At 49.4% G+C, this 22920-nt stretch carries 30 protein-coding genes; 29 read left to right on the plus strand and 1 reads right to left on the minus strand.

All coding sequences use genetic code 11. The features are described from left to right. The first annotated feature begins 17 nt into the window (after window positions 1–17). The 29 genes from AC6B99_RS16945 to AC6B99_RS17085 all read left to right on the plus strand — a co-directional run bounded on the left by AC6B99_RS16945 (window position 18) and on the right by AC6B99_RS17085 (window position 21945). Complete coding sequence (locus tag AC6B99_RS16945) at window positions 18–371, plus strand: hypothetical protein (RefSeq protein ID WP_496663821.1); 354 nt, start codon at window positions 18–20, stop codon at window positions 369–371. A gap of 17 nt (window positions 372–388) precedes the next feature. Continuing rightward, window positions 389–742, plus strand: a complete 354-nt coding sequence (locus AC6B99_RS16950; RefSeq protein ID WP_496663822.1) for an HNH endonuclease — start codon at window positions 389–391, stop codon at window positions 740–742. Next, window positions 735–890 (plus strand): hypothetical protein, encoded by a 156-nt coding sequence (locus AC6B99_RS16955; RefSeq protein WP_496663823.1) that lies wholly within the window; start codon window positions 735–737, stop codon window positions 888–890. Before AC6B99_RS16950 ends, AC6B99_RS16955 begins: the two co-directional genes overlap by 8 nt. A 156-nt stretch (window positions 891–1046) precedes the next feature. Beyond that, the gene (locus AC6B99_RS16960) at window positions 1047–1667 is read left to right on the plus strand and encodes a P27 family phage terminase small subunit (RefSeq protein WP_496663824.1); all 621 of its coding nucleotides are present in this window, start codon (window positions 1047–1049) and stop codon (window positions 1665–1667) included. Further along, window positions 1660–3423, plus strand: coding sequence for a terminase large subunit (locus AC6B99_RS16965; protein ID WP_496663870.1), 1764 nt, complete (start codon window positions 1660–1662; stop codon window positions 3421–3423). The genes AC6B99_RS16960 and AC6B99_RS16965 overlap by 8 nt, the downstream gene beginning before the upstream one ends. Before the next feature lie 126 nt (window positions 3424–3549). After that, entirely contained in the window at window positions 3550–4719 is a 1170-nt protein-coding gene (locus tag AC6B99_RS16970; protein ID WP_496663825.1) for a phage portal protein, read from the plus strand. Further along, a complete protein-coding gene (locus AC6B99_RS16975) occupies window positions 4652–5272 on the plus strand; it encodes an HK97 family phage prohead protease (protein ID WP_496663826.1) in 621 nt (206 codons plus the stop codon). The genes AC6B99_RS16970 and AC6B99_RS16975 overlap by 68 nt, the downstream gene beginning before the upstream one ends. A 13-nt stretch (window positions 5273–5285) precedes the next feature. Further along, window positions 5286–6509 carry a phage major capsid protein gene (locus AC6B99_RS16980; protein ID WP_496663827.1) on the plus strand — a complete coding sequence of 408 codons (1224 nt, stop codon included), beginning with the start codon at window positions 5286–5288 and terminating at the stop codon, window positions 6507–6509. Continuing rightward, a complete protein-coding gene (locus AC6B99_RS16985; protein ID WP_496663828.1) occupies window positions 6509–7069 on the plus strand; it encodes a head-tail connector protein in 561 nt (186 codons plus the stop codon). Before AC6B99_RS16980 ends, AC6B99_RS16985 begins: the two co-directional genes overlap by 1 nt. After that, window positions 7070–7534, plus strand: coding sequence for a hypothetical protein (locus AC6B99_RS16990; protein WP_496663829.1), 465 nt, complete (start codon window positions 7070–7072; stop codon window positions 7532–7534). It abuts the gene before it with no gap. Between the two features lie 2 nt (window positions 7535–7536). Continuing rightward, window positions 7537–7908, plus strand: coding sequence for a hypothetical protein (locus AC6B99_RS16995; protein ID WP_496663830.1), 372 nt, complete (start codon window positions 7537–7539; stop codon window positions 7906–7908). Then, window positions 7871–8359, plus strand: coding sequence for a phage neck terminator protein (locus tag AC6B99_RS17000; RefSeq protein ID WP_496663831.1), 489 nt, complete (start codon window positions 7871–7873; stop codon window positions 8357–8359). The genes AC6B99_RS16995 and AC6B99_RS17000 overlap by 38 nt, the downstream gene beginning before the upstream one ends. After that, window positions 8352–9362, plus strand: coding sequence for a DUF3383 family protein (locus AC6B99_RS17005; RefSeq protein WP_496663832.1), 1011 nt, complete (start codon window positions 8352–8354; stop codon window positions 9360–9362). The genes AC6B99_RS17000 and AC6B99_RS17005 overlap by 8 nt, the downstream gene beginning before the upstream one ends. A 15-nt stretch (window positions 9363–9377) precedes the next feature. Then, window positions 9378–9776 (plus strand): phage structural protein, encoded by a 399-nt coding sequence (locus tag AC6B99_RS17010; protein WP_496663833.1) that lies wholly within the window; start codon window positions 9378–9380, stop codon window positions 9774–9776. Between the two features lie 26 nt (window positions 9777–9802). Then, the gene (locus AC6B99_RS17015; RefSeq protein ID WP_496663834.1) at window positions 9803–10108 is read left to right on the plus strand and encodes a hypothetical protein; all 306 of its coding nucleotides are present in this window, start codon (window positions 9803–9805) and stop codon (window positions 10106–10108) included. Next, entirely contained in the window at window positions 10083–10271 is a 189-nt protein-coding gene (locus AC6B99_RS17020) for a hypothetical protein (protein ID WP_496663835.1), read from the plus strand. Before AC6B99_RS17015 ends, AC6B99_RS17020 begins: the two co-directional genes overlap by 26 nt. Window positions 10272–10317: 46 nt before the next feature. Then, the gene (locus tag AC6B99_RS17025; protein WP_496663836.1) at window positions 10318–12984 is read left to right on the plus strand and encodes a phage tail tape measure protein; all 2667 of its coding nucleotides are present in this window, start codon (window positions 10318–10320) and stop codon (window positions 12982–12984) included. Next, a complete protein-coding gene (locus AC6B99_RS17030) occupies window positions 12984–13535 on the plus strand; it encodes a phage baseplate protein (RefSeq protein ID WP_496663837.1) in 552 nt (183 codons plus the stop codon). The genes AC6B99_RS17025 and AC6B99_RS17030 overlap by 1 nt, the downstream gene beginning before the upstream one ends. Next, window positions 13532–13852, plus strand: coding sequence for a phage baseplate plug family protein (locus AC6B99_RS17035; RefSeq protein ID WP_496663838.1), 321 nt, complete (start codon window positions 13532–13534; stop codon window positions 13850–13852). The genes AC6B99_RS17030 and AC6B99_RS17035 overlap by 4 nt, the downstream gene beginning before the upstream one ends. Continuing rightward, entirely contained in the window at window positions 13849–14637 is a 789-nt protein-coding gene (locus AC6B99_RS17040; RefSeq protein ID WP_496663839.1) for a phage protein, read from the plus strand. Before AC6B99_RS17035 ends, AC6B99_RS17040 begins: the two co-directional genes overlap by 4 nt. Further along, entirely contained in the window at window positions 14634–15023 is a 390-nt protein-coding gene (locus tag AC6B99_RS17045; protein WP_496663840.1) for a Gp138 family membrane-puncturing spike protein, read from the plus strand. The genes AC6B99_RS17040 and AC6B99_RS17045 overlap by 4 nt, the downstream gene beginning before the upstream one ends. A gap of 9 nt (window positions 15024–15032) precedes the next feature. Continuing rightward, window positions 15033–15392 (plus strand): contractile injection system sheath initiator, encoded by a 360-nt coding sequence (locus tag AC6B99_RS17050; protein WP_496663841.1) that lies wholly within the window; start codon window positions 15033–15035, stop codon window positions 15390–15392. Then, window positions 15382–16554 (plus strand): baseplate J/gp47 family protein, encoded by a 1173-nt coding sequence (locus AC6B99_RS17055; protein ID WP_496663842.1) that lies wholly within the window; start codon window positions 15382–15384, stop codon window positions 16552–16554. The genes AC6B99_RS17050 and AC6B99_RS17055 overlap by 11 nt, the downstream gene beginning before the upstream one ends. Next, entirely contained in the window at window positions 16551–17195 is a 645-nt protein-coding gene (locus tag AC6B99_RS17060) for a hypothetical protein (RefSeq protein WP_496663843.1), read from the plus strand. Before AC6B99_RS17055 ends, AC6B99_RS17060 begins: the two co-directional genes overlap by 4 nt. Before the next feature lie 12 nt (window positions 17196–17207). After that, window positions 17208–18884, plus strand: a complete 1677-nt coding sequence (locus AC6B99_RS17065; RefSeq protein ID WP_496663844.1) for a PQQ-binding-like beta-propeller repeat protein — start codon at window positions 17208–17210, stop codon at window positions 18882–18884. A 14-nt stretch (window positions 18885–18898) separates the two neighbouring features. Then, entirely contained in the window at window positions 18899–19360 is a 462-nt protein-coding gene (locus AC6B99_RS17070) for a hypothetical protein (RefSeq protein WP_496663845.1), read from the plus strand. Beyond that, window positions 19361–20746 carry a polysaccharide deacetylase family protein gene (locus AC6B99_RS17075; protein ID WP_496663846.1) on the plus strand — a complete coding sequence of 462 codons (1386 nt, stop codon included), beginning with the start codon at window positions 19361–19363 and terminating at the stop codon, window positions 20744–20746. A gap of 73 nt (window positions 20747–20819) precedes the next feature. After that, window positions 20820–21317, plus strand: a complete 498-nt coding sequence (locus tag AC6B99_RS17080; RefSeq protein WP_496663847.1) for a phage holin family protein — start codon at window positions 20820–20822, stop codon at window positions 21315–21317. Next, window positions 21289–21945 carry a M15 family metallopeptidase gene (locus AC6B99_RS17085; RefSeq protein WP_496663848.1) on the plus strand — a complete coding sequence of 219 codons (657 nt, stop codon included), beginning with the start codon at window positions 21289–21291 and terminating at the stop codon, window positions 21943–21945. Before AC6B99_RS17080 ends, AC6B99_RS17085 begins: the two co-directional genes overlap by 29 nt. Before the next feature lie 98 nt (window positions 21946–22043). Here AC6B99_RS17085 and AC6B99_RS17090 read toward each other — a convergent pair whose 3' ends face one another. Further along, window positions 22044–22466 carry an FxLYD domain-containing protein gene (locus tag AC6B99_RS17090; RefSeq protein ID WP_496663849.1) on the minus strand — a complete coding sequence of 141 codons (423 nt, stop codon included), beginning with the start codon at window positions 22464–22466 and terminating at the stop codon, window positions 22044–22046. Window positions 22467–22920: the final 454 nt, after the last annotated feature.

Genomic DNA, 22920 nt, shown 5'->3' on the forward strand with positions numbered 1-22920 from the left:
AAAAGGGGGAAGCGTTAATGAGCGACACATGGGAAGAGATGCAAAAGAAGGTCGATGAAGGCCGGAAGATCAGAAATAGCATTATGGGGCTGAAAGATTTTATCGCGGTTACTGAAACAACAGAATCTATTGATTTTAGAGGCGGCGGTCAGGGCTACACAATGGTAGCAAGCAACCCGATATGGGGCAGCTCGAAAGCCGTACTCATTGACGAGGCCAAGGCAGAGATTCAGCGCCTTGAAAGCAGGTTTGCGGAAATTACAGGCATTAAACCTTTCACGGTTCGAATCGAACTCGATCCTAACAGTGTTGCTCGAGCAGTACGAGCTACGCTTGCGAAGTCACTTGGCGATAGTGTAATAGTGAAATAGTGAAAGGATAAGCAGCTATGGGACTCAAGAAGTTTTGCCGAAAGATGGGATGCAAGAGCCTGACAGTAACCGGCTACTGCGACGAACACAAAGAGCATGAACGTGGCTATGATATGCAGCGCGGTTCATCGGCAGATCGGGGATATGATCACAAGTGGCGTAAGGCTCGCGCAGCCTATCTAAAGAGGCAACCGTTATGCTTGAGCTGCCAAGAGCGAGGACGCATTACTGCTGCCACTGTAGTTGACCATATCATCCCACACAAGGGAAACAAGGCGCTGTTCTGGGACCGTGCCAACTGGCAGCCGCTATGTGCTTCATGTCATAGCGTCAAGACGGCCAAGGAAGATGGAGGGTTCGGGAATGGGTAGAACGGAAATTGATTTGAAGATTAAATATCTGAGTGAGCTGCGCCAATTGTTGGAGTCTGATTGCTTGTCCGGCACAGCTAAAGCAGCAGTCTTAGGTTCAATAGCAAAGGTCTCTGTCTCTATTGAAACGGATTTTGCTTTAGTTTAAACCTTTTTTTATTTTATTTTATTTTATTTTTTTTTTTTTTTTCAAAAAGGTAGGGGGCCAAAAAAGCTGAAAAATTTTAGCCTTCTAGACCGCATCGGACTCATTTCGCGCAAAAACTCGTTTTATTAATTTTTTAGAGATTAGGGGGTGTCCCTGATGGGGAGAAACGCCAAACCGATCGGGCTCCACATCGCGGAGGGGAACCCGAACCGATTGACTAAAGCGCAGATTCAAGCTCGGCAAGATGGAGAGGTCAAGCTTGGAAAAACGGAATTGGAAAAGCTTAAACCGCCAGTATTTGTAAAGGATGATGCGGTCGCATTCATGCATTGGAAACAATGCATGAAGGATTATAAGGCTGCAGCTGCGGAGGGTACGAATTTACTTTCAAGCTCTGACATAGGGCTGCTGGGGATGTACTGCAGGACGTTTTCAGAGTATGAAAAATTGCTAAAACAGTACCAAAAAATCGAGCGAATTTCCATTGAAGATTATGTATTTGAGGAATATTTCGATGAATTAACGCGAAAAGCCGAGGAATCGGAACAGGATTTGAATGAGTATGGATTGAGGGCGCAAAAGTACCTTGCTCAGCTGGCTTCTATGGAAGGTATCCTGAAAATTGAGACAGCGGTCAATAAGAAAATGGACATGCTGCTGAAAATGCAGGATCGTTTGTTCCTGAACCCGTTGTCCAAGGTGAAGAATGTGCCGAAGCCGAAAGCGAAGGAAGAGAAGATAAGCAGGTTCGGAAGGTTTGGAAACCGAAGTGGCTAATCCTCAGATTTACCCTTACAACACGGTTGGTGAGACAGACAGGGTAACGGCCTACGCCCTTGAGGTTACGTCTGGAAGGATCATTGCCGGTCAGGCTCATCGGCAGGCGTGCGAACGTCACCTACGCGACTTGGATAGGCAAGGTCAGGAAGATTTTCCTTACGTGTTTGATCCAGATAAGGCGCATGAAATTATTGAGTTTGCCGAATCCCTAACGCTTGCCGAGGGAGAGGCACCGGGTCCGCTGGAATTGTGGGGCTTCCAAGACTTCATGTTCGGGAGTTGGAATGGTTGGTTGAAGCTGGACGGTTATCGACGCTTCCGAACATCGTACATCCAGGTAGCTCGGCAAAACGGAAAGTCGCTAGGAAACGCCGTGCCTGCCCTGTTTTACGGAAACTTTGACGGTTACAACTATCCGCAAGTATATTGCACAGCAACCAAGGAAGCGCAGGCGCGGATTGTACTTAAAGAATGCATCAAGTTTATTGACGCCGATCCTGAACTAGCCGGAGACGAATACGAATCCGGTCTTTTTGACGTGAAGGATTATAAAAGCACGATCCTATGCACCGTTTCCAAAGGTGAAATCAGGGCGCTCGGACGAGACACGAAATCTATTGACGGTTTCCGTCCATATTTTGCAAGCGTCGATGAATACCACTTGCATAAGGATAACCAGATGTACAAGCTTCTGGCGGATGGTACAAAGAAACTGAAACAGTGTCTTATATCCGTTATCACAACGGCCGGCTTTAACATCAATGGGCCTTGTTACGAACTGTATAAGTATTGCAAGCTGGTTTTGTCCGGCGCTCATGCTGATGAAACGCAATTCATATTCATTTGCGAGCTGGACAAGGATGACGATATTTGGGACGAATCAAACTGGCCGAAAGCCAACCCACTCTGGACGCCAGAGACATTGGAGAACTTGAGAACCGAAGCCATTAAAGCCAAGGTTCAGCAAGGCGAGGAGCTTCGCAATTTCCTAACCAAGTCGCTTAACAGATGGGTTCAATTCAGCGATTCTCAGTACATGAATATGGAACACTGGATAGCCTGCGAATCCGATACTACTATCGCAGACATGGAAGGCAAGCAATGTTATCTGGGGTTGGACCTTTCTTCTGGCGGTGACCTAACGAGCGGCGCTTTAGAATTTCCGCTGGATATCGACGGGCAGCGCAAGTATTATATTCATTCGCACAGTTGGATACCTGCAGCACGCGTGGATGAGCATGTCAAAAGCGACTTTGCGCCATATGACATGTGGATCATGGAGGGCTTGTTAACTCCAACAGAGACAATGGGCGGGGTTAAGACGGATTACAAATACATCTTGGCGTACTATCGGGACCTAATTAAAAAGTACAATCTCAAACTACAAGGCATTGCGTATGATCCACATAACGCAGATGCCTTTTTGTCTGACTTGGAAGAGTTTGGCGTTGATTTGGTAGAGATTGTTCAAAGTGCGAAGAGCTTGAATGATGCTACTGTCGATTTTAGGTTGGAAACAGAAGCTAAGAACGTGATTTATGACCGGAAAAACAAGCTGCTGACATGGAGCATGGCGAACGCCAAGACGGTCAGCAACAGTTTCGGGGAAATCAAGATTGATAAGAACCCAGCAGAAAAAACGAAACGGATTGATCCGGTTGACGCTGTGATTGATGCACATAAGCTTACGTTATCCAATGCTGCCAAGCCAAAGAGGTCCGTTTACGAAGATCGAGGAGTCAGGGTGATCTAATGAGAGGGGGTGTAAAAACTGCGAATTCCATTTTTATCAAAGCTATTGGGGAAGCGAAGTCAGCCGAGTGATTTAAAGAATCCTAGTAAATGGTTTCTGGATGCATTAGGACTAGGCGGTAAATCCGTGACCGAGAAGACGGCCATGCGTTCGACGGCTGTTTTGACGTGTGTTCGGATACTGGCGGAAACAGTAGCTTCGCTGCCGATCCCTGTTTATAAGCGTCTCAATCCACGCGGCAAGCAGCGGGTTAACCACTCTGTATCTGAGCTGCTAGGGAAAAGGCCGAATCCTAGAATGACGGCGTTCACCTTTCGCGAAACCATGATGGCCCACATCCTTTTATGGGGGAACTGTTATGCCGAAATAGAGTTTGATGAGCGCGGCGAGGTTGTTGCTCTCTGGCCGATACCCCCTTATAGGGTTACGCACATGGAAACGGAGGAGGGATCGCCTTACTTTCACGTTGCAACAAAAGACGGCAAACATCATAACGTGCCGTTCTATGCGATGCTCCACATTCCAGGACTAGGCTTCGACGGCACGAAAGGTATATCCGTTATTAGCTGGGCAAGGAAAGCGATTGATCTTTCTTTGGCGACAGAGCAATTCGGTGCAGAGTTTTTTGAGAATGGAACAAATGTCGGTGCAGTAGTGACGCATGAGGGGACGCTAAGCGATGAAGCATTTGAACGTTTGAGCAAGTCGTTAAAGGAAAAATACGAAGGGCTTGGGAAGTCTCATCGGCTCATGCTGCTGGAAGAGGGCATGACCTTTGCTAAAAATACAATCCCACCAAATGATGCGCAGTTTCTGGAGACACGCAAATTCCAGATTCTCGAAATTGCGCGTCTTTTTCGTGTGCCTCCACACATGATGGCGGATTTGGAACGGGCAACGTTTAGCAACATTGAGCAGCAGAGCATTGATTTTGTTACCCATACTGTCCGGCCTTGGCTAATCAGGTGGGAGCAAACGATTAACTGGAAGTTGTTCACGGCAAATGAACACAAACGCTTATTTGCTGAGTTTTTGCTTGATGGTTTGTTGCGGGGAGAGACAAAGGCTCGGTATGAAGCTTACAACATCGGACGCAATGGGGGCTGGCTCTCGGTTAACGACATACGAGAGAAGGAAAACATGAATCCAATTGAAGGCGGCGACATTTATTTGCAGCCACTCAATATGGCTGAGGTTGGTAAAACAAACGAAGGAGGTGAGAAGAAAAATGAAGGAGACGAAGGAGCAGAGGGAAACCCTGCTGCAGGGGAGCCGCTTGGAAGTGAGGCGGATTGATGGAGAGCCGGCTAAAATTGTAGGCTATGCCGTTAGATGGGACCAGCTCTCTAATCCGATTTATGGTTATTTTCAAGAGCGGTTTTCACGCGGGGCCTTTTCAGCCAGTTTGATCAATCCGGATGTTTATGCATCATGGCAACATGATAGCCGAGAGGTATTAGGGCGCACGCCGAACACGTTGATACTTACAGAGGACGATTTAGGGCTTCGCTACGAAATAACACCGCCGAGCTGGGCGGAGAAATACATGGAGACGATTGAGCGCGGAGACGTGCGAGGATCGTCTTTTATTTTTCGGCCAGTCATCGAAAATTGGGACGAATCGAATCCTGATATGGCAATTCGCACGATTACGGAGGCGGAACTTTTTGAGGTTAGCCCGGTGACCATGCCAGCCTATCCACAATCCAGCGTGGGAATTCGTTCGGCCGAGGAGGTTTTCCAGTCACGCCCACAAGTGGCCGAGGAAGCGCGGCAGGCTGCTGCAGCTGCTGAGACAGCCAGAATCATGAGGGAACATGAAATGCGTTTGCGAAAATTAAAAATATAAGGAGTTGGGCTATTTGTTTAAGAACCTGATGGAGATGCGCAGAAAATTGGCTGAGAAGAAAGATGAAATGCGGGCTTTGGTGACACTGGCCCAAACGGAGAAGCGCGGATTTACTGCCGAAGAGGATAGCAAATTTGTCGCGCTTGAAACCGAGTCGGACGAGCTGGAGCAAGAAATTAAGGTTGAGGAACGCGCTCAGCAGCTTGAAATGAAGGGCGGCAAGAAGGAGAAACGCGAAAATAACGAGGAGGAAACAAGGGGAGAATATCGCAGCGCCTATGAAAAATATTTGAAATTCGGCCGAAACGCGGAGCTTACCGACGAAGAGCGTCAGGCCTTCAAAGACGCGCAAGCAGAAGCGCGGGCAATGGTAGAAGGCGATAAAACGGCGGGAGGCATCCTTGTTCCCCAAGACGACACGAAGGAAATTATCCTCCAAAAAACAACAAAGCGGTCCGTGCGTAACCTGGTCGCCGTTAAGCCGGTAGGCACATTGTCCGGCAGCAGGCCCAAACGCAAAGGCACCGACATGCTTTTGAAAAATTACGATGAAAAAACACCGATTGATAAAGAAAATACGCCAGTATACACCGAGGTTAAATACAAGGTTCATAAATACGGCGGCATTTTCGAAGTGACGAATGAACTGCTTGCAGATAGCGCGGTTAATATTAGCGATGAGCTTATGGACTGGTACACCGAAATTTCACGCAATACAGAAAACGATGAAGTTTTCAACGGAGCTGGCGGGGAAAATGCGAGCGAAGGTATTTTTACAACAACTAAATACCGGACATTGGCGGCCCCAGCTGCTATTGATATTAAAACGCTGCGGAAGCTGAAAAACATGGTGGATGCGTCATATCGCAGCGGTGCGCGTTGGATTATGAATACAGCAGCAACCGAAGCGCTGGCAGATATGAAATATGCAGACGGCAAAAGTGTGCTGGTGCCTGACCCAACACAAGCAGATGTTTTCACTTTGTTCAGCTATCCGGTCGATGTGTACGACGATATAAAAACAGTGGCTGGAAAAACCAAAATCGCTTTCGGTAATTTCCCAGTCGGCTATTACTTCTTTGATCGCCAAGTCTTGGAAGCTAAAACCACAGATGAAGGCGCTGGCGCTTTTGAAAATGACACGACACTGACTCGCGTTACTCAACGTTTCGACGGCAAGCCAGCAAATGAGGACGCAATTGTTATTCTTACTGGCGTTACCGTGGCGGACGAGTAATGCTGACGACCGTCAAACGGGCGAAAGAAGCTCTCGGCATTCCTGAGTGGAATACTGAGGGCGACTTTGCGTTGAGAATGGCGATTGCGGCGGCGTCGCAGGCTATCGAGCGAGAGTGTAACCGAGAATTTGGCTTAAAGGCGCATGTACAAACCTTGGACGGACCAGGCGCGCAATTTTTGCGCCTACGTCATTACCCGATTCGATCGGTTGCTGAGGTGCTTGTTTGCGGCGAGCCTATCAGTGAGAACGAATATTCAATGGAATCGGATAACGGCATGCTTTTCAGGCGTTCAGGCTGGCCCTGTGGGGCTAGGGTGATTCGGGCTGAGTATTCGGCAGGCTACATCCTTCCGAGCGATGAGGAGGACGCGCCAGAGCCTACACTACCTAAGCCTTTAGAGATGGCATGCATGCTTTATGCTGAAATGCTTATGAGGAGTCCGGGCGTGAAGGCGGAGCGAGTCGGAAACATTAACGTCACTTACGCCGATGATAAGCCCAGTTTGCCGTTAGCCGTCATATCGCTCATATCTCCTTACGTTGGGAGCGGGGTATAAATGGCTAGATACAGGAGAGCCAATGTCGAGGTCACGGGCGATGAGGACTTAGCGCTGCTTCTTCGTCGATTGAAGCCACTGACAAAGCAAAAGGTGTTTGTTGGTATGCAGGGATCAGCTGAGTTGGCTATGGTCGCCGGTGTGCATGAGTATGGCAGCGTAAAAATGGGCATCCCTGCCCGTAGTTTTATCGGGACGGGAAAGAAGAAGGCGCAGGCTGCAATCAGTAAACTGGTGCGCAGCGGAGTTACCGAAATTGCATTGGGCAACAAAATGGTTCCGGCACTATTTGCTGAGATAGGAGAAGTGGCGAAGCAGCGTATGATTAAGAATTTTGATCGTATTAAGCAACCGGCTCTGTCTCCTGTTTACGCTAGGTATAAGCGGGGGCGGAAGCTGCTTGTATCCGATGATGAGTTACGCGAATCTATTACATTCAAAATCGCCCGAAAGGTCGGGAGGTAACTATGAGGTTTAGATTTGGGGGCGTCCTACGACGCTACGAAGTTCCTTATGTCCTTATCCGTCAAGGTAAGGGGGATTATGATTCCGTAGGCGTATATCGCCCACCGGAGGCTGTTAGAATTGATTTGCGCGGTTCTGTTCAACCGTTGGGCGACCGGCTGCTGCAAAGCGATGGAGGTCGCTATAATCTGGACGACCGATTATTATTTTCTAGTTTTCGCCATGAAAACGGCGATATAGTAGAGCATCAAGGCAAGCAGTATACGGTGGATGTTGATAGCGATTGGCAAGCCTATAGTGATGTAAATGAATACAAGTTGAAAAGGGTGAGCAGTCATGATCCAGTTCGAAAGAATCAGACAGGTGATGATTGAAGGGCTGGCAGCACACCTTGAATGCAAAGTCATTGAAATGAATGGGATAGGCGCGTTACCGGCTTATCCCTTTTTGACGTACAACTTCGATGATGAGGGCGCAGTAGTCGGTCATATGGCGACGACCGTCGAGGATAACCGTCTGATACAGTCGGGAACCGTGCCATTATCGGTTATATTTCAAAGCAACGCTTTGGATAGGTCAGGCGCTGTCAACCTTGCAAATAAAGCCCGTGATTGGTTCTTGACGGCCGGGCATTGGCTGCTTAAGGACGAAGCCGAAACGGTTGTGGTAAGGGTTGGGGCGTCAGGCAATCTTGATATCCAGCTTGGCGACGAATGGGAGCGCCGAAACGGCTTTGAGGTAGAGTTCAGGACGTCGAATGTTATAGAAAGCGAATTGTGGCCGTTAGAAACGGTAAATTTGAAGGGAGTTGAGCCGATTGGCTAAATTGAAAGACGTTAATGTAATCATCGAAATTGACCGTCCTACACGCAATTTGGGATTTGGGAAGCCGTTGATTTTGGGCGCGGCTGCAGCTGGAAAGCCCTATAAATCCTATGCAGATTTGGACGGGGTAAAAGTTGATTATGCGGAAAGCACAGAGGAATACAAAGCGGCTTACGCGCTGTTCAATCAGGGCAGTGATTCACCTGCTGAAATCGCGATAATGCGGCAGAAAACAGGATCAGACCCTGAAACGTTAGCAGATGTGCTGTCGCGAGCTTTTAGAGAGGATTGGTATTTTCTTATTGCTACCACTACAACAGCAGCGGACGTTGATACGATTGCGGCGGCAATCGAGCTGGACGAAACGAGAGAGTATTTCACTCGTTCTAGCGACTTGACGGAAGTCACTACGTTGAAAACAAAGGGATATACAAGGACGACAGTTTTTTATCATACGACGTTGACGAACTATCCTGATGCTGCTTGGATTGGCCGAGCTGGTTCGGCTCCTGTCGGATCGTTGACATGGAAATTTAAATCCTTAAACGGGATAACGGCGTTGGACCTGTCAGCAACGGAGCTTAATGAGATTCATGCAGCTGGCGCCAATACTTATGTAACTAAAGCGGGTAAGGCGCAGACAAGCGAAGGCAAGACGTTGAGCGGTGAGTACATTGATATTATTCACAGCAAGGATTATGTCACGTTCTCGATTGAAAATGACGTGCAGACCTTGCTTAATAATATGCCGAAAATCAGCTTCGACAATAACGGCATTGCTCAGATCGAGGGAGCTGTACGGTCGCGGCTGCAGCAGGCATTTAATCAGAGCATCATTGCCGCTGACGCAGACGGTTTGCCTATGTACGGCACAACATTCAAGGGACGTGCGGAAGTGGATGCAGCCGATAGAGCTGACCGCACGTATAACGGCGGGGAATTTTGGTTTGCACTCGCTGGAGCTATTCACCAAACTACTATTCGCGGCCGAATCAGGCTGTAGGAGGCGAAACGATAAATGTCAAAAGCGACAACATACGATGCGAAGGACGTCACGGTAACCGTAGGTGGCGTATATTTGACGGGTTTTTCGGATAGCTTCGTTGAAGCCGAAAAGAGCGAAAACAACTTTGAGATAAAGGTAGGGGCGCAAGGGGACACAATTCGTAACAAGGTCAACAACCCTACGGGAACTGTTAACTTTACGCTGTTACAAACAAGCCCACAGGTTGCATACCTTGACAATCTGGCAAAAACAGGGAAATTAGTTCCCGTTTATATCGTAAATGCAGGTACACCGAAAGAAACTATCACAATTAGCGAAGCATATGTAACAAAACCAGCAAGCCGTTCCTACGGAGCGGAGGCAGAGGACCGGGAATTCGAATTGCAATGCATGGATATTGATTTTAACTAAAAACAAACGAAAAGGACTGATTATAAATGGCAAACCAAAAGACAATCACTATCGAGGGCAAGGATTACGTGCTGCAGCATCCAGGCGTGCGTAATGTAACTAAAATCAATGACCGCGTAAAAAACAGAAACGGCGTTCCCCAAGAAGAAAAAATTTGCGACGAGATGTTCAAATTCGTCGTTGTTAGCCCGAAAGTGACTATTGAAAGCTTTGAAAGTTACGCCGAGATGATGCAAGTCGCAAATAAAGCCTACTACTTCGCGACGGGAGTAGAAGACCCAGACGACGTGAAGGAAGATGAAGCCGATGGCGCTGAGTCCGAAGCAGGCTAAGGCAAGAGCAGAGCGAAATTGGGCGCAATGGCGGCTATTGCTGTCCGACATGTCCATAACGTATAGCGATTTGGACAATATGACCCAGGACGATATCGCAGAGGCAAATGCTGCGCTCGATATCCACATTGAACAGCAGCGCAAGTTAGAAAAACGGAAATAGGCGTCCCATATGGGCGCCTTTTTTTGTTGGTTAGGGGGTGGGATTGATGGCTGGCGGCATTATCGGGAATCTGATGTATGCCATCGGATTTAAGACGAACACAAAGGGCATCCAGCAGGCTGACACCAAGATTGGAGCATTAACGAAAGGCGTTGTGGGGCTGGGGCTTGCAGCGGCAGCGGCGGCTGTCGGAATAGGCGCTGCTGCCCTGTCGGCTGCAAGTGACTTTGAAAAGGCCATGAGCGATGTTCAAAGTGCGACAGGTACAGCGACAGCTCAAATGGAAGAAACGCGAGATATAGCCAAAAACCTGTACAGCGGGAACTTTGGCGAGGACTGGAACGACTTAGGCAGCGCCATTTCGACGGTGCAACAGGTTACGGGGCAAACGGGTGCGGAGTTGGAGAAGACGACGCGGGAAGCGATCCTATTAAGGGATGCTTTCGAATTTGATATCGGGGAATCAATGCTGGGCGCTCAGAAAATGGTAGAAAACTTCGGCATAACAACGTCAGAGGCTTTCGAACTGTTGGCTCAAGGTAAGCAAAAAGGGCTTGATATAGGCGGGGATTTACTGGCTACAGCCAACGAATACAGCGTCTATTTTGATGTGCTGGGATTCACGGCCAACGAAATGTTCGACACTCTGGCAGCTGGTACAGCAGGCGGAGCTAGAAACGTCGATTTAGTAGCCGACGCCGTTAAAGAATTTACGATCATTTCAAAAGACGGTAGCGAAACGGCCACAACGGCATTTGAAATGCTTGGCTTAAATGCTGACGCCATGATGCAGACATTCGCTCGCGGCGGGCCTGATGCAAAGGCGGCATTTACACAAGTCTTCCAAATGATATCAGACATAGAAGATCCGGTTCTGCGGAATCAGGTAGGTATTGGGCTTCTGGGGACGAAATTCGAGGATTTGGAATCGGATGTCGTTGCGGCAATGGGTAATGCTTCGGGTCAATTTGACATGGCTGGAAAGAGTCTAGAAGAGCTGAATCAAATAAAATTTGATAAGCCTGGCGAAGCCTTTGCCATGTTCGGCCGGCAGCTTGAGGTCGGGATTTTAATACCGATCGGTGAAAAGGTGCTGCCGATACTCACGCAGTTTGCACAATGGCTATCGGAACATAAACCGCAAATTGAGGCAGCCGGAGCGGCGATAGGTGACGCACTAGGCAAGGGCATTGATTACGCTGGGCAAGCTATTCGCTTCCTTTATGACAAAGCCGTCGAGGTTACGCCTGCTGTACTGGCTTTCAAGGATCAAGTCGTTAGTTCGTTTCAGGACGTGACAAAAACGTTAGAAGAGAACAAAACGACGATTCTAGCGGTAGCCGGAATCCTTACATTGTTTTTTCTGCCAGCACTCATAAATACAGGCGTACAATCTACAATCACCGGAACAAAAATGGCCGGAAGCTTTATTGCTGGACTTATTAAAACTGGCGTAGAGGCAACCAAGTCGGCAGCCATTATGACCGGAAAAATGATTGTCTCCATTGTGCAATACGGCCTGCAGGGCTGGAAGACGGTCGCATCCATTACAGCTACAACGGCTGCTTGGGTTGCTCAAAAGGCTGTAATGCTTGCATCTACGGTCGGTACATGGGCCATGACGGCGGCGCAATGGGCGCTTAATTCGGCTTTCTTAGCTAACCCGATTACTTGGATTGTCCTGGCAATTATCGCGGTAGTCGTTGCGGCTATCCTAGTATTTAAAAATTGGGGAAAGATCGGGCCATGGTTGCAGGAGAAATTTGCAGCATTCAAAACGGGTGTCGTCAACATTTTTAACAACATCGTCGCTTTCTTCAAGAGGTGGGGGCCGACGATCCTGATTATCCTAACTGGACCAATCGGCATAGCGGTAGCGCTGGTCGTTAAATATTGGACTGAGATTAAGACGTTCACCGTGTCGATTTTCACGGCGGTCAAAGATTGGATCGTGAATGCCTTTAATGCCGTTGTTGCTTTCATAAGGCAATGGGGCGTCGTCATTCTGGCCGTTGTATTGGGGCCAGTGCTGGGGATATACCTCCTCATTTTTAAGTATTGGGATCAAATAAAGGCCTTCACAACGACCGCGTTTACAGCTGTATGGAACATCGTTAAGCAGAAATGGGAAGGCATTAAAACCAGTGTCTCGAATGCTGCTAGCGGTATATGGAACACGATTAAAAGCATTTGGGACCGTATTACCGGCTTCCTTGGCGGCATTGATTTGACGGAGATTGGGCGCAACATCATCCAAGGTCTGATTAACGGGATAGCAAACATGAAAGATGCTGTCGTTAACAAGATCAAGGATATTGCTGGCGGCATAACGGACGGCATTAAAAACGTGCTGGATATTCACTCGCCATCGCGGGTGATGATGGAGGTCGGGTTTTACACGGGGCAAGGACTTGCAGAAGGTATCGCAGGCACTGAGGATCGTGTAGGTGGCGCTTCGACAGGCTTGGCCGAGGAGGTTGTCAGCAGGCAACGGGACGTGTCGGCGCCGACTAAAGCGCCAGCGGCTGCACCAGCAAGGTATGCGAGTCAAGCAAGCCAACCAGCGAAAATTGAAATCAACATCAATGTAAGCGGCGGGGACGGCGGCGCAGCTGCCCAAAACGCAAGCGTCATTGCTGCAGAGGTGGCTAGGCAGGTTCAAGCCATCTTGGATGGAGCTGGGCGCATCCTTAATGTTCAGGGGGCGGGCTAATGGCGAAGTTAGACGGGCATTACATTATGATCGAGAACGAGGACCCGACCTACAGCAATACTGTTACTGGACAGCCTGTTGAAAAAGGCGTAGCCGTTACCGATCATGTGCAGCGGGAGGCGCGCACAATCGGCCTTAGCGGCTTTGTAGTAGGCCCGAACGCTTCCAAGATTCGGGCCTATCTCATTGCTGCATCCGACAGCGGCAAGATTGTGAAATTCGTGGGGCGCAACGCATTTAACGGTGTCATAACCGATCTTACAACAAGCCACACGTACCAGGTAGGGAATGGATACGCCATATCATTCACTATTCTAGAAATTCGTGTGGCCGAGTCGTCAGCTGCGGGCGAGCTTCCCGCGCCGGTTAAGTCGCAAGCGGCCCCGATTATTAACAGCGGGACCAAAACGACAAAAACCAAAACGTCAACGACGAAGACAACAACCACCAAAACAAAAACATCAACGGGCAAGACGACCAGCAGCAAGGACAAGCCTAAAACACAGGTCGTCAAATTTAAGCCTGGAAGTAAGTGGGCGACGCCAGCATGAATTATGTGGAGATTGAAACAGAGCTTGTTCCGTATCGGTTTGACATATCGCTTGCGGAAGAAATGTATACCTTCGAGGTCCATTACAACGCCGATCACGACTTTTATACGGTTGATTTGGAGCGTAACGGCGAGGTGCTGGCCGTGGGCGTCAAGCTGGTCTATGGCGTCCCATTGTTTGCCGACATACAGGACAATCGCTATCCGGCCTATCCCCTATTGCCATTGGATTTGTCGGGCGGTAGCTCGCAAGTAAACTACGACACGCTCTCAACGAGCGTGTTTCTTTATATCATCGATGAGGAGGCAGTCGAATGAGCAACTTCGGGCGGGTTGTTGAGGTCATGGTCGCGGGAATGACCTTTTCAATGGATAAATTCGCGCTGGAAGGCAGCGTTCCGTTTGATGATGACGCGCTGCCCAATGAGTCCGAGATTAAAATATGGAATTTGACGGCCGAAACCGTCAACAAGATCAAGCGGGGCGAAACACTCATGATTAACGCCGGGTATAAAGGCGATGTGGGCGTTATCCTGCATGGTTTTGTGTCGGCTGTCCGGACGGTGCGCGAAGGCGTGGACAAAATCACGACCATCAATGTCATGGACAGCGAAGACCTTTCAAAGCGCACGCTTAAAGACGTGAGTTTCGCGGAAAAGACGCTTGCCAGTTACATTATCAAGGTCATGGCGGGGCAAATAGGGCTTCCGATAGCTCAGTTTGATTTGGTGCAGGATTATCGGTATATGGATGGCTACACAGCCAGTGGCGAGGTCACAGAGATCATTGTCAAGGTGGCAGAGGACTGCAAAACATCCGTTTACATCAACAAAGGCAAGCTGTACGTTCGTAACCTTCGCAGCGGCGCGGACAGCTTGTTTAAGTTGTCAGCGAATACCGGCTTGATCGGCACGCCGGAATACCAAGAGGACGACAGCAGCAAGGGCTATAGGCTGACAAGTCAGCTGCAATACAGGATTACAACTGCATCAGCCATTGACCTGACAAGCCTTGTCTTCAATGGCCGTGTACACGTTCGTAGCGGCTCACATACGTTCAGCCGGACGGGCGACTTTACGACCAGCGTGGACACAGTGCTATGAAGGATAATCCAGCGGGTACGCTGGCAGTTCTGCTACAAAGCATGCAGGGCAAGCAGGCAGGCGGCCTAAACGTAGCGACGATATGCAGAGTGCTTAAATTTGACGCGGCGAGCTGCAAAGCGACGGTGCAGCCGTTAATACGCAGTGGGGCAGGCGATCCGGCACCAATCCAAAACGTTCCTGCGCTGGGGCAGAGGTATTCCGTTAACAACGGAGTCCCGCAAGTATATAAGCCGGTGCTGCAGGTGGGGGATATTGTTTTTGTCGTCTTTGCTGATCAGGAGATTAAAAACGGCATGTCCGGCAAGGTCGCCAGCCCTGACAGCTCGCGGCAGCACAACAAAAATGATGCGGTAATAGTCGGGGTGTTCCCGGCTTCGCTGTGAGGTGGAGACGTGAAATCATTAAAAATGGTTGATGGGGATTTGGTGTTCGGTGGCGATGATCTTGCGCTGATCGAGGGACAGGAGGAGCGGGCGCAATGCCTGCGGGATACATTAGGTACAAATAAAAATGAATGGTTTTTGGATCCGAACAAAGGCATTGATTACACCGTTTTCAACGGCAAAGTTTTGAGCGAGGATGAAATGATAGAGGAACTGCGCGAAGGCATCCACCAACTTGATTTTATAGCGACGGTGGACGACATTGCCATTAAGCAAGACAAGGCAGCGCGGAAGCAGCTAATTACATTTACGGCCACTACTGTTGATGGTCAGACGATTGCCGAGGAGGTGGCATTAGATGCTGGATAGCACTGGATTCAAGCGGCAGCGCTTCGCTGACATTTTCGCGGAAATGGAAGTCAAGGCAAAAGAGGCATTCGGTGATGAAATAAACACGTCAGAACGTTCCGTACTGGGTATCCTGCTGCGGCTGGTCGCGTGGTTCATGGCATTCCTTTGGAGCAATGCGGAGGCTGTCTATAACAGCGGCTATAAAAACACGGCAGAGGGCGTAAGCTTGGACAGGCTTGGGCCTTATATCGGTATCACGCGCATTCAATCGGACTTCGCGACCGGATCAATCGAAATTACGGGAACGCAGCTGAAAGTCATACCCATTGGCTGGCGGGCGGCGACCGGCACGGACGTTTATTTTGAGACGACAGCCGAGGTTGTTATACCCAGCGGCGGAGTCGCCACGGTAGCGGTTGAAGCTGTTGAGGCGGGGCTATCCGGCAACGTTGGAGCTGGGGCAATTACTGTTATTGCCAATCCAGACCCGGACATAACAGCCGTCACCAATCCTGTCGCAACAAGCGGCGGGCGCGAGAAAGAGACGGACGTCGAATTTCGGGATCGCTGGGATTTGTCGGTGGCTAACGGCGGGGCATCTACGCTGGATAGCTTGCGAAGCGCTCTGCTTAGTACAGCAGGTGTGAGGGCGGCTGTTGTGATCGAGAATTATAAAAATGTGCCGGACTCTGCTGGGCGACCAGAAAAGTCATTCCAGGCTTACGTTTTGGGCGGTGCTGCTTCCGATATCGGGCAAACGATTCTTGAAACTAAAGCTGTAGGCATCGAGCCGTTCGGGAGCGAGAGCGTGGAGGTTAACGACCTGTCAGGCAATGTCCATACGATGTTTTTTAGTTACGCCGAAGAGGTGCAGGTACACGTCAAAGTGCAGTTGGCCGTTAACAACAGCTATCCTGCGGCCGGAGACGCCGATTTGATCAGCGCCATCGTCAAGTATATAGGCGGTACCGACTCCGACGGCCAACTCTATGTGGGGCTTAATATGGGCGATGATGTCATTTACTCGCGCATGGTGGCAGCAGCCTATAAGGTGGAAGGGATCGAGGACGTTAATATTCAGCAGTCTACGGACGGAGTTACTTGGACGTCGGACAATATTGCAATAGAGCCGCAACAGGTCGCACAGATCCATTACACCGCTATTGAGGTGACGCGATGATTACGGCAAAGGATATGCTTTCCCGACTATCAGACCATTTTGTCAAAAATCCAGATAGCAATATCGGCAAGCTTATGTCCATATTTGCGGGCCAGCTCGCCAAAATCGAGGAGACGCAAAATCGTATAGGTGACTGGCGGGACATTGACCAGGCACAAGGCACAACGCTTGACCGTATCGGAGTGAATGCCGTTCAGCCGCGTGGCACAGCGACAGACGAGGTTTATCGTATTTTGCTGCGTTCTAAGATCGCACGCAACATGTCAAAAGGGGATATCAACAATATCATAATGGTGCTTGCGACGGCGCTAGGCTGCCCATACTCGGAAATTAAAATCACCGAAAAATGGGCTGATCCTGTCGATCCGGAACCAGCTGCAATTGCCCTTATGCAAATGCCGATTGAACGAATTAATGCGGTAGGTATGTCCCCGGTGCAGTTTGCACGCATCGTGCAGCGTACAGTGGCTGCGGGCGTGAGTGTCGGTGTAATAGAGCTTACAGGCACATTCGCCTTTTCAACCATTCCGAACGCGGTTGAGATAGATAACGATGCTGGATTTGCGGACATCGACGGCACGATTGGCGGTTATTTGGGCGCGGTATACAGTCCAGGCACCGAAGATGATCTACCAATATAAGGAGGGGATTTTGTGTACGAAGAAAAATTGCCAGATTGGAAGGCTGCAGGCGTAGAGCCACCGGAAAGTAAAAAGACCGCGGGTTTCCAAGCTGCGGAAAAGCCGCCTGCGGATTGGTTTAACTGGCTATTCACACGGCTTTCCAAAGTCGTTAAGGAATTGCGTGATAAAGCGGCATTGAAAACCGACGTCGGGGACATGTCCACCGTTCCGACATCCGCGAAGACTGCGGCCGGAGCAATTGCCGAGCTGCATCAGGCTCTTGAAAATGTAGATGTCACCATTCCTAATAATTCCATTACCGACCTTCAAATTGGCAACCGGACGATTAACGACAATGTTGCAGCAGCGGCTCTAGCGGCAACATTGACCAATAACCTATCAATGCTGGGGAATATGGTGAAGCGCATAACAGGTAAAGCTCAGTGGGATATGTCGCCGGTAAAAACTTTAGAACAATTAAATAATGAAAAAGCACCGTTGGCATCACCTGCTTTAACAGGCACACCAACAGCACCGACAGCGGCGGCAGGGACTAACAACACACAAATAGCCACTACAGGACATGTTCGGCTGGAAGTAGGCGACCGCGCGACTCTTAGCACTACTGCGAAGGGGAGCCTTGTCGCTGCAATAAACGAGCTTTTTCTGTTAGCCAGTAACGGTAGGACGGCTATCGCGGCCGCGATTACTGGCAAGGGTGTTGCCGCGAGTGCATCGGATACTTTCACAGTTTTAGCAAATAAAATCAGTTCTATCGTTCTTGGGTTTAAGCCGGGAGAAGATGTGTACCCAACAAACGTTCAAGGGCCGTGGGGGGAGTTTTACCCGTTTCAGGAATCGCAGACCGTTCCGCTTATGACAATGGGTAACACGCTTGTCGTATATAAGCCTGGTTCTGGACAAGCCATAATCAAGCAAATTGATAAGGCTGGAAATGCCCTTAAAACTTATCAATTATCCGGCAGCAGAACGGGCGCAATCTATGACTATCCATCAAATTCCGTTTATCTGTGGTGTCAAAACTCTAATAACACAGATATTCTCAGGGTATCGCTGGCAGGGAATACGCTAACGCAAGTTTTCAACGTCAGACACAGCGCGCTAGGTGGAGCCTCATCCGTTACCGTGAAAGGTAATTTCATTTATGTGGGATACGATGGCGGTTTATTTAAACTCAATATAAGTGACGGAAGCATAGTATGGAGCACCGCTGTAGTATTTTCAGGAAGCAGCACAATCTATGGAATTTTAGTTAGCCCGACAGGTATGGTTTACGTGGCGAATGTAGCGGGGGCTTTGGCGCGTGTTCCGGCCAGTGGGGGCAGTTACGCTTCATTGTCGGGGACGCTTCCTTCCTTCAACCTTAGCAGCAACGGCATGATACAAATAGTTGATTACCCACATTTGACATACCACAACGGGTACATGTACGACTTGTCCGGCGATCCGACAACGATTGCTGCCCCGTGGTATTGGGGTAGTGGGCAACTAGTGCAAAACACAACGTTGTTTGCTAAGTCTGGAAACAATTTTTATGAATTTAATCTCGCTATGGGGGTGCTGAGGGATTACGGCACAGGCCACGGGACATTCAATCCATTTTTAGACAAGCCTACAGGGGATTTGATGTATGTTATTTCCACGGCGGCATACGCCCGAATTGCAACACGTATCAAAATAAGCTAAGAAGGTGATGCGGGATGAACAACATAGAGCAGTACAGCGCCCAATCGGGGCGAATCATAAAAGAGAACGGCGAAACGGCCAATATTGGTGACCTGCTCATTCAAATTCTCGCTAGTTTAGCAGCTGGCGGCGGAGGTGGTGCGCCTGTTACGCCTACGCTTCATCCGTTTCACGCCGGAGCATCGACAACAGGAAACGGTACGCCGCTGACGGTGGCGGGCAAAACAGGGCTGCTAGTGGAGATAGCAGGGACATCAAGCAGCCGGACGGTCGAATTTAAAGCCAAGGGGCCGCACGCTTTAGATTGGCTGCCGTTGCCTGGCGTCAAAGTGTCGGATGCTGGCTTATCAATAGGGATCGGCACCAGCGGCAAAGGCGAGTTATGGCGTTTTGATATTACTGGCCTGACAAGCGTAATTATGGACCTTACGGCTGTAACTGGCGGTACAGCCATTGTCAAAGGGATGGTGACATAAATGGACCTTATGGCAATAGCAATGGCGCAGCAGGCGCTAAAACGCAACGCTGGCGGGTATGGAGGGCTTCAACGGGAGCTAGCTCGACAAGCCTATGGTGAGGTGCTGGGGACAGCAGGCAAGGGCGCTATCGCTATTACAGTGGACGATAGCCCCGTGTTTTTGAAAAGCCATTTATTTGAATTGTTCAGGACCCGTGACATGCCGTTTACATTGGGTATGATAGCCGATCCAGCCAATGGCAACAATGCAGGTATCACGAGCAGCCAAACGGTTGCTGCAGCCACGATAGGCGACCTGCAAAAGTGGACGTGGTGGTATGGCATGCAGACGTGGAGCCACAGTTACACGCACCTGACACCTTATACTTCTGCCGACTCAGAGCGCGAGATTGTGCAGTCCAAAACGCAGATTGAGACGGCACACGGGCTTAAAGTGCTAGGATTTATTCAGCCTGGCGTGACTCCATCGGGTTTGTATAACAATCTCGATAAAGTTGCAGACGTCGCCAACTTTGATAGCGAAGCTGGACGCCTCATATACGAGACGTACCCGCATTACTCCGGTTATATTGGCAGCTCGCTTCGTAGGCTACCTACACGGCCGTATTACGGGGCCACACGGCTAACAGTGACCACTATTTCAGGCGGCAAGACAAGCGCCCAGCATCGCGATTTTATCCTGCAGCAAATTGACCTGTGCATTAAAAACAAGCTGGGTTTGGCACTGCTCATTCATCCGCAATGGATTGATTGGAATAACGCTTCGACGGCCACATGGATGAATGTGTCCGACTTGATCATCATTTTGGACTATGTCGTTACTAACCGCGCTGCTCAGCTGCTGGAAGCATTGACGCTCGCAGGATTGCTTTATGCTGATCCTAATAGCAGCAGCCGGGTTGATCTGGCGAAGGAAAACGGAGCTGTATTTTCGGGTATCTCGCAAGCGACTCCGGGCTTTTGGTCGCAAACAACGGTTTGGTCAGACAAGACGTTTAATCCTAACGGTACTTGGAGCGCTCCGAGCTTCACACAGGACAATTCACAAAGCAACGCTGGCACAAACAACCTTATGGGACAGATAAACAACCTGTACCAGTTCGCAGGGGAAGCATTCGAGATTCGGGGCAAGGTCAAGTCAACAGGAGCCGGGAATCAAAAGGTCAAGATTCAGCTTGCTTCTGATATCGGCACATTCTTGGACATTCAATCCAGCACAGCGCGCGGCGAAATTATTGCCACTCCGGCAGGTGTTGAATACAGGATTCCGTTCACGATCCCATGGAAGCAAAATTTCTTAAAGATTTCATTAGGGCGTGGAAATGGCACAGCCGGAAGTGGATACGGCCTTGAATGGTCGGAGCTGCAAATAGTAAAAATTTAGGGCTTCGCGGCAGCGGGGCTTATTTTGGTTCAGGAAACTTTTCCTGACCACACATTCGAGGGGAGATTGAAGCATGTTTAAACAGATTTTTTCAGTAGAATTGACGCCAGATAAGGCGATTGCGACCGCTGTCGGCGCTTTTCTAGCGCCATGGGTAGCATTGATTTACGGTACGGATCGGCTCATTCCGATTGTGCTGCTCATCGCGGCTATCTCGCTTGATTGGATAACGGGGATTGCTGCAGCTCACAAGGATGGGACTTATTCATCCGATTACGGCCTGCGGAGGGGCGCGCCACGAACGCTGTTTCTGCTCGCGCTGCCTGCGCTGGCGAATTTAATTGACTTGGCTCTTAATATGCCTGGTCCATTTTTCTATGCAATTACAATTGGACTCATCTATCACAGCTGGCAATCCCTTACGGCCAACGCTTACCGAGCTGGCTGGGGTAAGTGGATTCCAGCGGCCGTTCTCAAGATGATCGAGAGCGAGCTGAAAGCAAAAGTGGATAGAGCTGCACAACGGGAAGGGGGCGTTTCGAATGCTGACACTAGCACAAACAAAGAGTAAATCAACGGCGCGGCTGGCGGGCTTATTGCCTGTCGTTGCTGCGGCTGCGGAGCGTTTAATTGAGCGTGCCTATAATCGTGGCGTCCTTATTGTCATTACACAAGGATTGAGGACAGCAGCGGAGCAGGAAAAGCTTTATGCGCAGGGGCGAACAACGGCGGGTAGCATCGTCACGAATGCTCGAGCCGGCTACAGCTATCATAATTTCGGTGTGGCAATCGACTTCGCACTGCTATCGAATGACGGCAAACAGGTATTGTGGGATACAAAGCGCGACGGAGACGAGGACGGCAAGACGGATTGGGCCGAGGTGGTGGAAGAGGCAAAAGCGCTAGGATTTGCTTGGGGCGGGGATTGGACAAGCTTCAAGGACTATCCACACTTTGAAATGACGTTCGGCTTGTCAACGGCGCAGTATCGAGCTGGGCAGCGGCCAACAGCAGCGCAGATCGCTGCAGCTAATGCGAAAGGGGAATTGACGATGAAGGTAGAAGACGCAAACGCAATTATCAAACTGATTAAGGCGGATTGGGCAGTAGCTAAATCGAAAGGCGATACAGTACGCATGCAGGAAGCGAACCGGATGGCGAATGTGCTGCGAAAAGCCAGCGGGCAAAAAGAGCAGTAATTTATCATTACAACCAAATTGCTAGAAAACCGATTAAAATACAACCAAACGCGAAAGCCCTGCTAACCATTGATTGGCCGGCAGGGCTTTTTGTGTTTTTAAAGTTTGGAATCAACTTGAATCTTGAAGCTCTCGTAACCAGTCAGATCGTCGATAGAAACCATTTCAGCAGTCTTTGTATCGTCTTTAGCAAGCCCAGATATAGCGCCTGAAGCAGTCCCTAAACGCTTATTGTCCTTATCGTAAAAGGAGACCGTGAAAAGTATAGCCTCATAATCTTTTGAATCGGTGTTTTGCACCTCGACAGCGCCGAGCCAGCTGCCCATTGTGTCCTTCATCGAAAGGTCGCTGAAAGTCAGTTTATCAACCTCGACAGATTCAATCTTTGTTTCTTCCTTTACGTCCTCTTTTTTCGTCTCGTTATTCGATGTTGTAGCTCCGCTCTCTTTTGTTGCGACAGTAGCTCCACATCCAGATAACACGACCATTGCTGCAATTGATAATATGATAAGTTTCTTCATTCCAAATCGCCCCTTTTATGTAATCGACAATAGTCTACTACAAATGTCGTGATTTGGCGATAGCTGGAAAAGAAAAAGCCCACATCGGCTGCGGGCTGGGCTGTATTCAAAATGATTCATCGTCAGCTAACGTGATGTTGTCTTTGCTAACGCAAGTCACACGAGCAATCTTATTGTCAGCGTCCCTAATCTTCACGGTGTGCCTATCGATTAATTTTATTTCTATCGACCCCGTAGCAAAATTCGCTTTAAGCCATTCCAAAATATGAAACTGCTCAATCGTTTGAGCCTTCATTATCAGACACACCGCCTATTCAATTTAATTTTCGCAGGAGGGACGCCGAAGGATCGGCATCCCTGTTGAGTAACCGGCTATGTTCATCGAACCAGGACTATTACGAGAACCGTCAAGCTGATTGCCAACGCTACTAGGCTGATAACCGTTGCAGCATTC

The sequence above is a fragment of the Paenibacillus liaoningensis genome, assembly GCF_059609455.1.

What these genes read in the sequence shown, in the direction of transcription:
- AC6B99_RS16945 (WP_496663821.1), top strand. Translation starts at nt 18, where the DNA reads ATGAGCGACACATGGGAAGAGATGCAAAAGAAGGTCGATGAAGGCCGG.
- AC6B99_RS16950 (WP_496663822.1), top strand. Translation starts at nt 389, where the DNA reads ATGGGACTCAAGAAGTTTTGCCGAAAGATGGGATGCAAGAGCCTGACA.
- AC6B99_RS16955 (WP_496663823.1), top strand. Translation starts at nt 735, where the DNA reads ATGGGTAGAACGGAAATTGATTTGAAGATTAAATATCTGAGTGAGCTG.
- AC6B99_RS16960 (WP_496663824.1), top strand. Translation starts at nt 1,047, where the DNA reads ATGGGGAGAAACGCCAAACCGATCGGGCTCCACATCGCGGAGGGGAAC.
- AC6B99_RS16975 (WP_496663826.1), top strand. Translation starts at nt 4,652, where the DNA reads ATGAAGGAGACGAAGGAGCAGAGGGAAACCCTGCTGCAGGGGAGCCGC.
- AC6B99_RS16985 (WP_496663828.1), top strand. Translation starts at nt 6,509, where the DNA reads ATGCTGACGACCGTCAAACGGGCGAAAGAAGCTCTCGGCATTCCTGAG.
- AC6B99_RS16990 (WP_496663829.1), top strand. Translation starts at nt 7,070, where the DNA reads ATGGCTAGATACAGGAGAGCCAATGTCGAGGTCACGGGCGATGAGGAC.
- AC6B99_RS16995 (WP_496663830.1), top strand. Translation starts at nt 7,537, where the DNA reads ATGAGGTTTAGATTTGGGGGCGTCCTACGACGCTACGAAGTTCCTTAT.
- AC6B99_RS17000 (WP_496663831.1), top strand. Translation starts at nt 7,871, where the DNA reads ATGATCCAGTTCGAAAGAATCAGACAGGTGATGATTGAAGGGCTGGCA.
- AC6B99_RS17010 (WP_496663833.1), top strand. Translation starts at nt 9,378, where the DNA reads ATGTCAAAAGCGACAACATACGATGCGAAGGACGTCACGGTAACCGTA.
- AC6B99_RS17015 (WP_496663834.1), top strand. Translation starts at nt 9,803, where the DNA reads ATGGCAAACCAAAAGACAATCACTATCGAGGGCAAGGATTACGTGCTG.
- AC6B99_RS17020 (WP_496663835.1), top strand. Translation starts at nt 10,083, where the DNA reads ATGGCGCTGAGTCCGAAGCAGGCTAAGGCAAGAGCAGAGCGAAATTGG.
- AC6B99_RS17025 (WP_496663836.1), top strand. Translation starts at nt 10,318, where the DNA reads ATGGCTGGCGGCATTATCGGGAATCTGATGTATGCCATCGGATTTAAG.
- AC6B99_RS17030 (WP_496663837.1), top strand. Translation starts at nt 12,984, where the DNA reads ATGGCGAAGTTAGACGGGCATTACATTATGATCGAGAACGAGGACCCG.
- AC6B99_RS17035 (WP_496663838.1), top strand. Translation starts at nt 13,532, where the DNA reads ATGAATTATGTGGAGATTGAAACAGAGCTTGTTCCGTATCGGTTTGAC.
- AC6B99_RS17040 (WP_496663839.1), top strand. Translation starts at nt 13,849, where the DNA reads ATGAGCAACTTCGGGCGGGTTGTTGAGGTCATGGTCGCGGGAATGACC.
- AC6B99_RS17045 (WP_496663840.1), top strand. Translation starts at nt 14,634, where the DNA reads ATGAAGGATAATCCAGCGGGTACGCTGGCAGTTCTGCTACAAAGCATG.
- AC6B99_RS17055 (WP_496663842.1), top strand. Translation starts at nt 15,382, where the DNA reads ATGCTGGATAGCACTGGATTCAAGCGGCAGCGCTTCGCTGACATTTTC.
- AC6B99_RS17060 (WP_496663843.1), top strand. Translation starts at nt 16,551, where the DNA reads ATGATTACGGCAAAGGATATGCTTTCCCGACTATCAGACCATTTTGTC.
- AC6B99_RS17070 (WP_496663845.1), top strand. Translation starts at nt 18,899, where the DNA reads ATGAACAACATAGAGCAGTACAGCGCCCAATCGGGGCGAATCATAAAA.
- AC6B99_RS17075 (WP_496663846.1), top strand. Translation starts at nt 19,361, where the DNA reads ATGGACCTTATGGCAATAGCAATGGCGCAGCAGGCGCTAAAACGCAAC.
- AC6B99_RS17080 (WP_496663847.1), top strand. Translation starts at nt 20,820, where the DNA reads ATGTTTAAACAGATTTTTTCAGTAGAATTGACGCCAGATAAGGCGATT.
- AC6B99_RS17085 (WP_496663848.1), top strand. Translation starts at nt 21,289, where the DNA reads ATGCTGACACTAGCACAAACAAAGAGTAAATCAACGGCGCGGCTGGCG.
- AC6B99_RS17090 (WP_496663849.1), bottom strand. Translation starts at nt 22,466, where the DNA reads ATGAAGAAACTTATCATATTATCAATTGCAGCAATGGTCGTGTTATCT.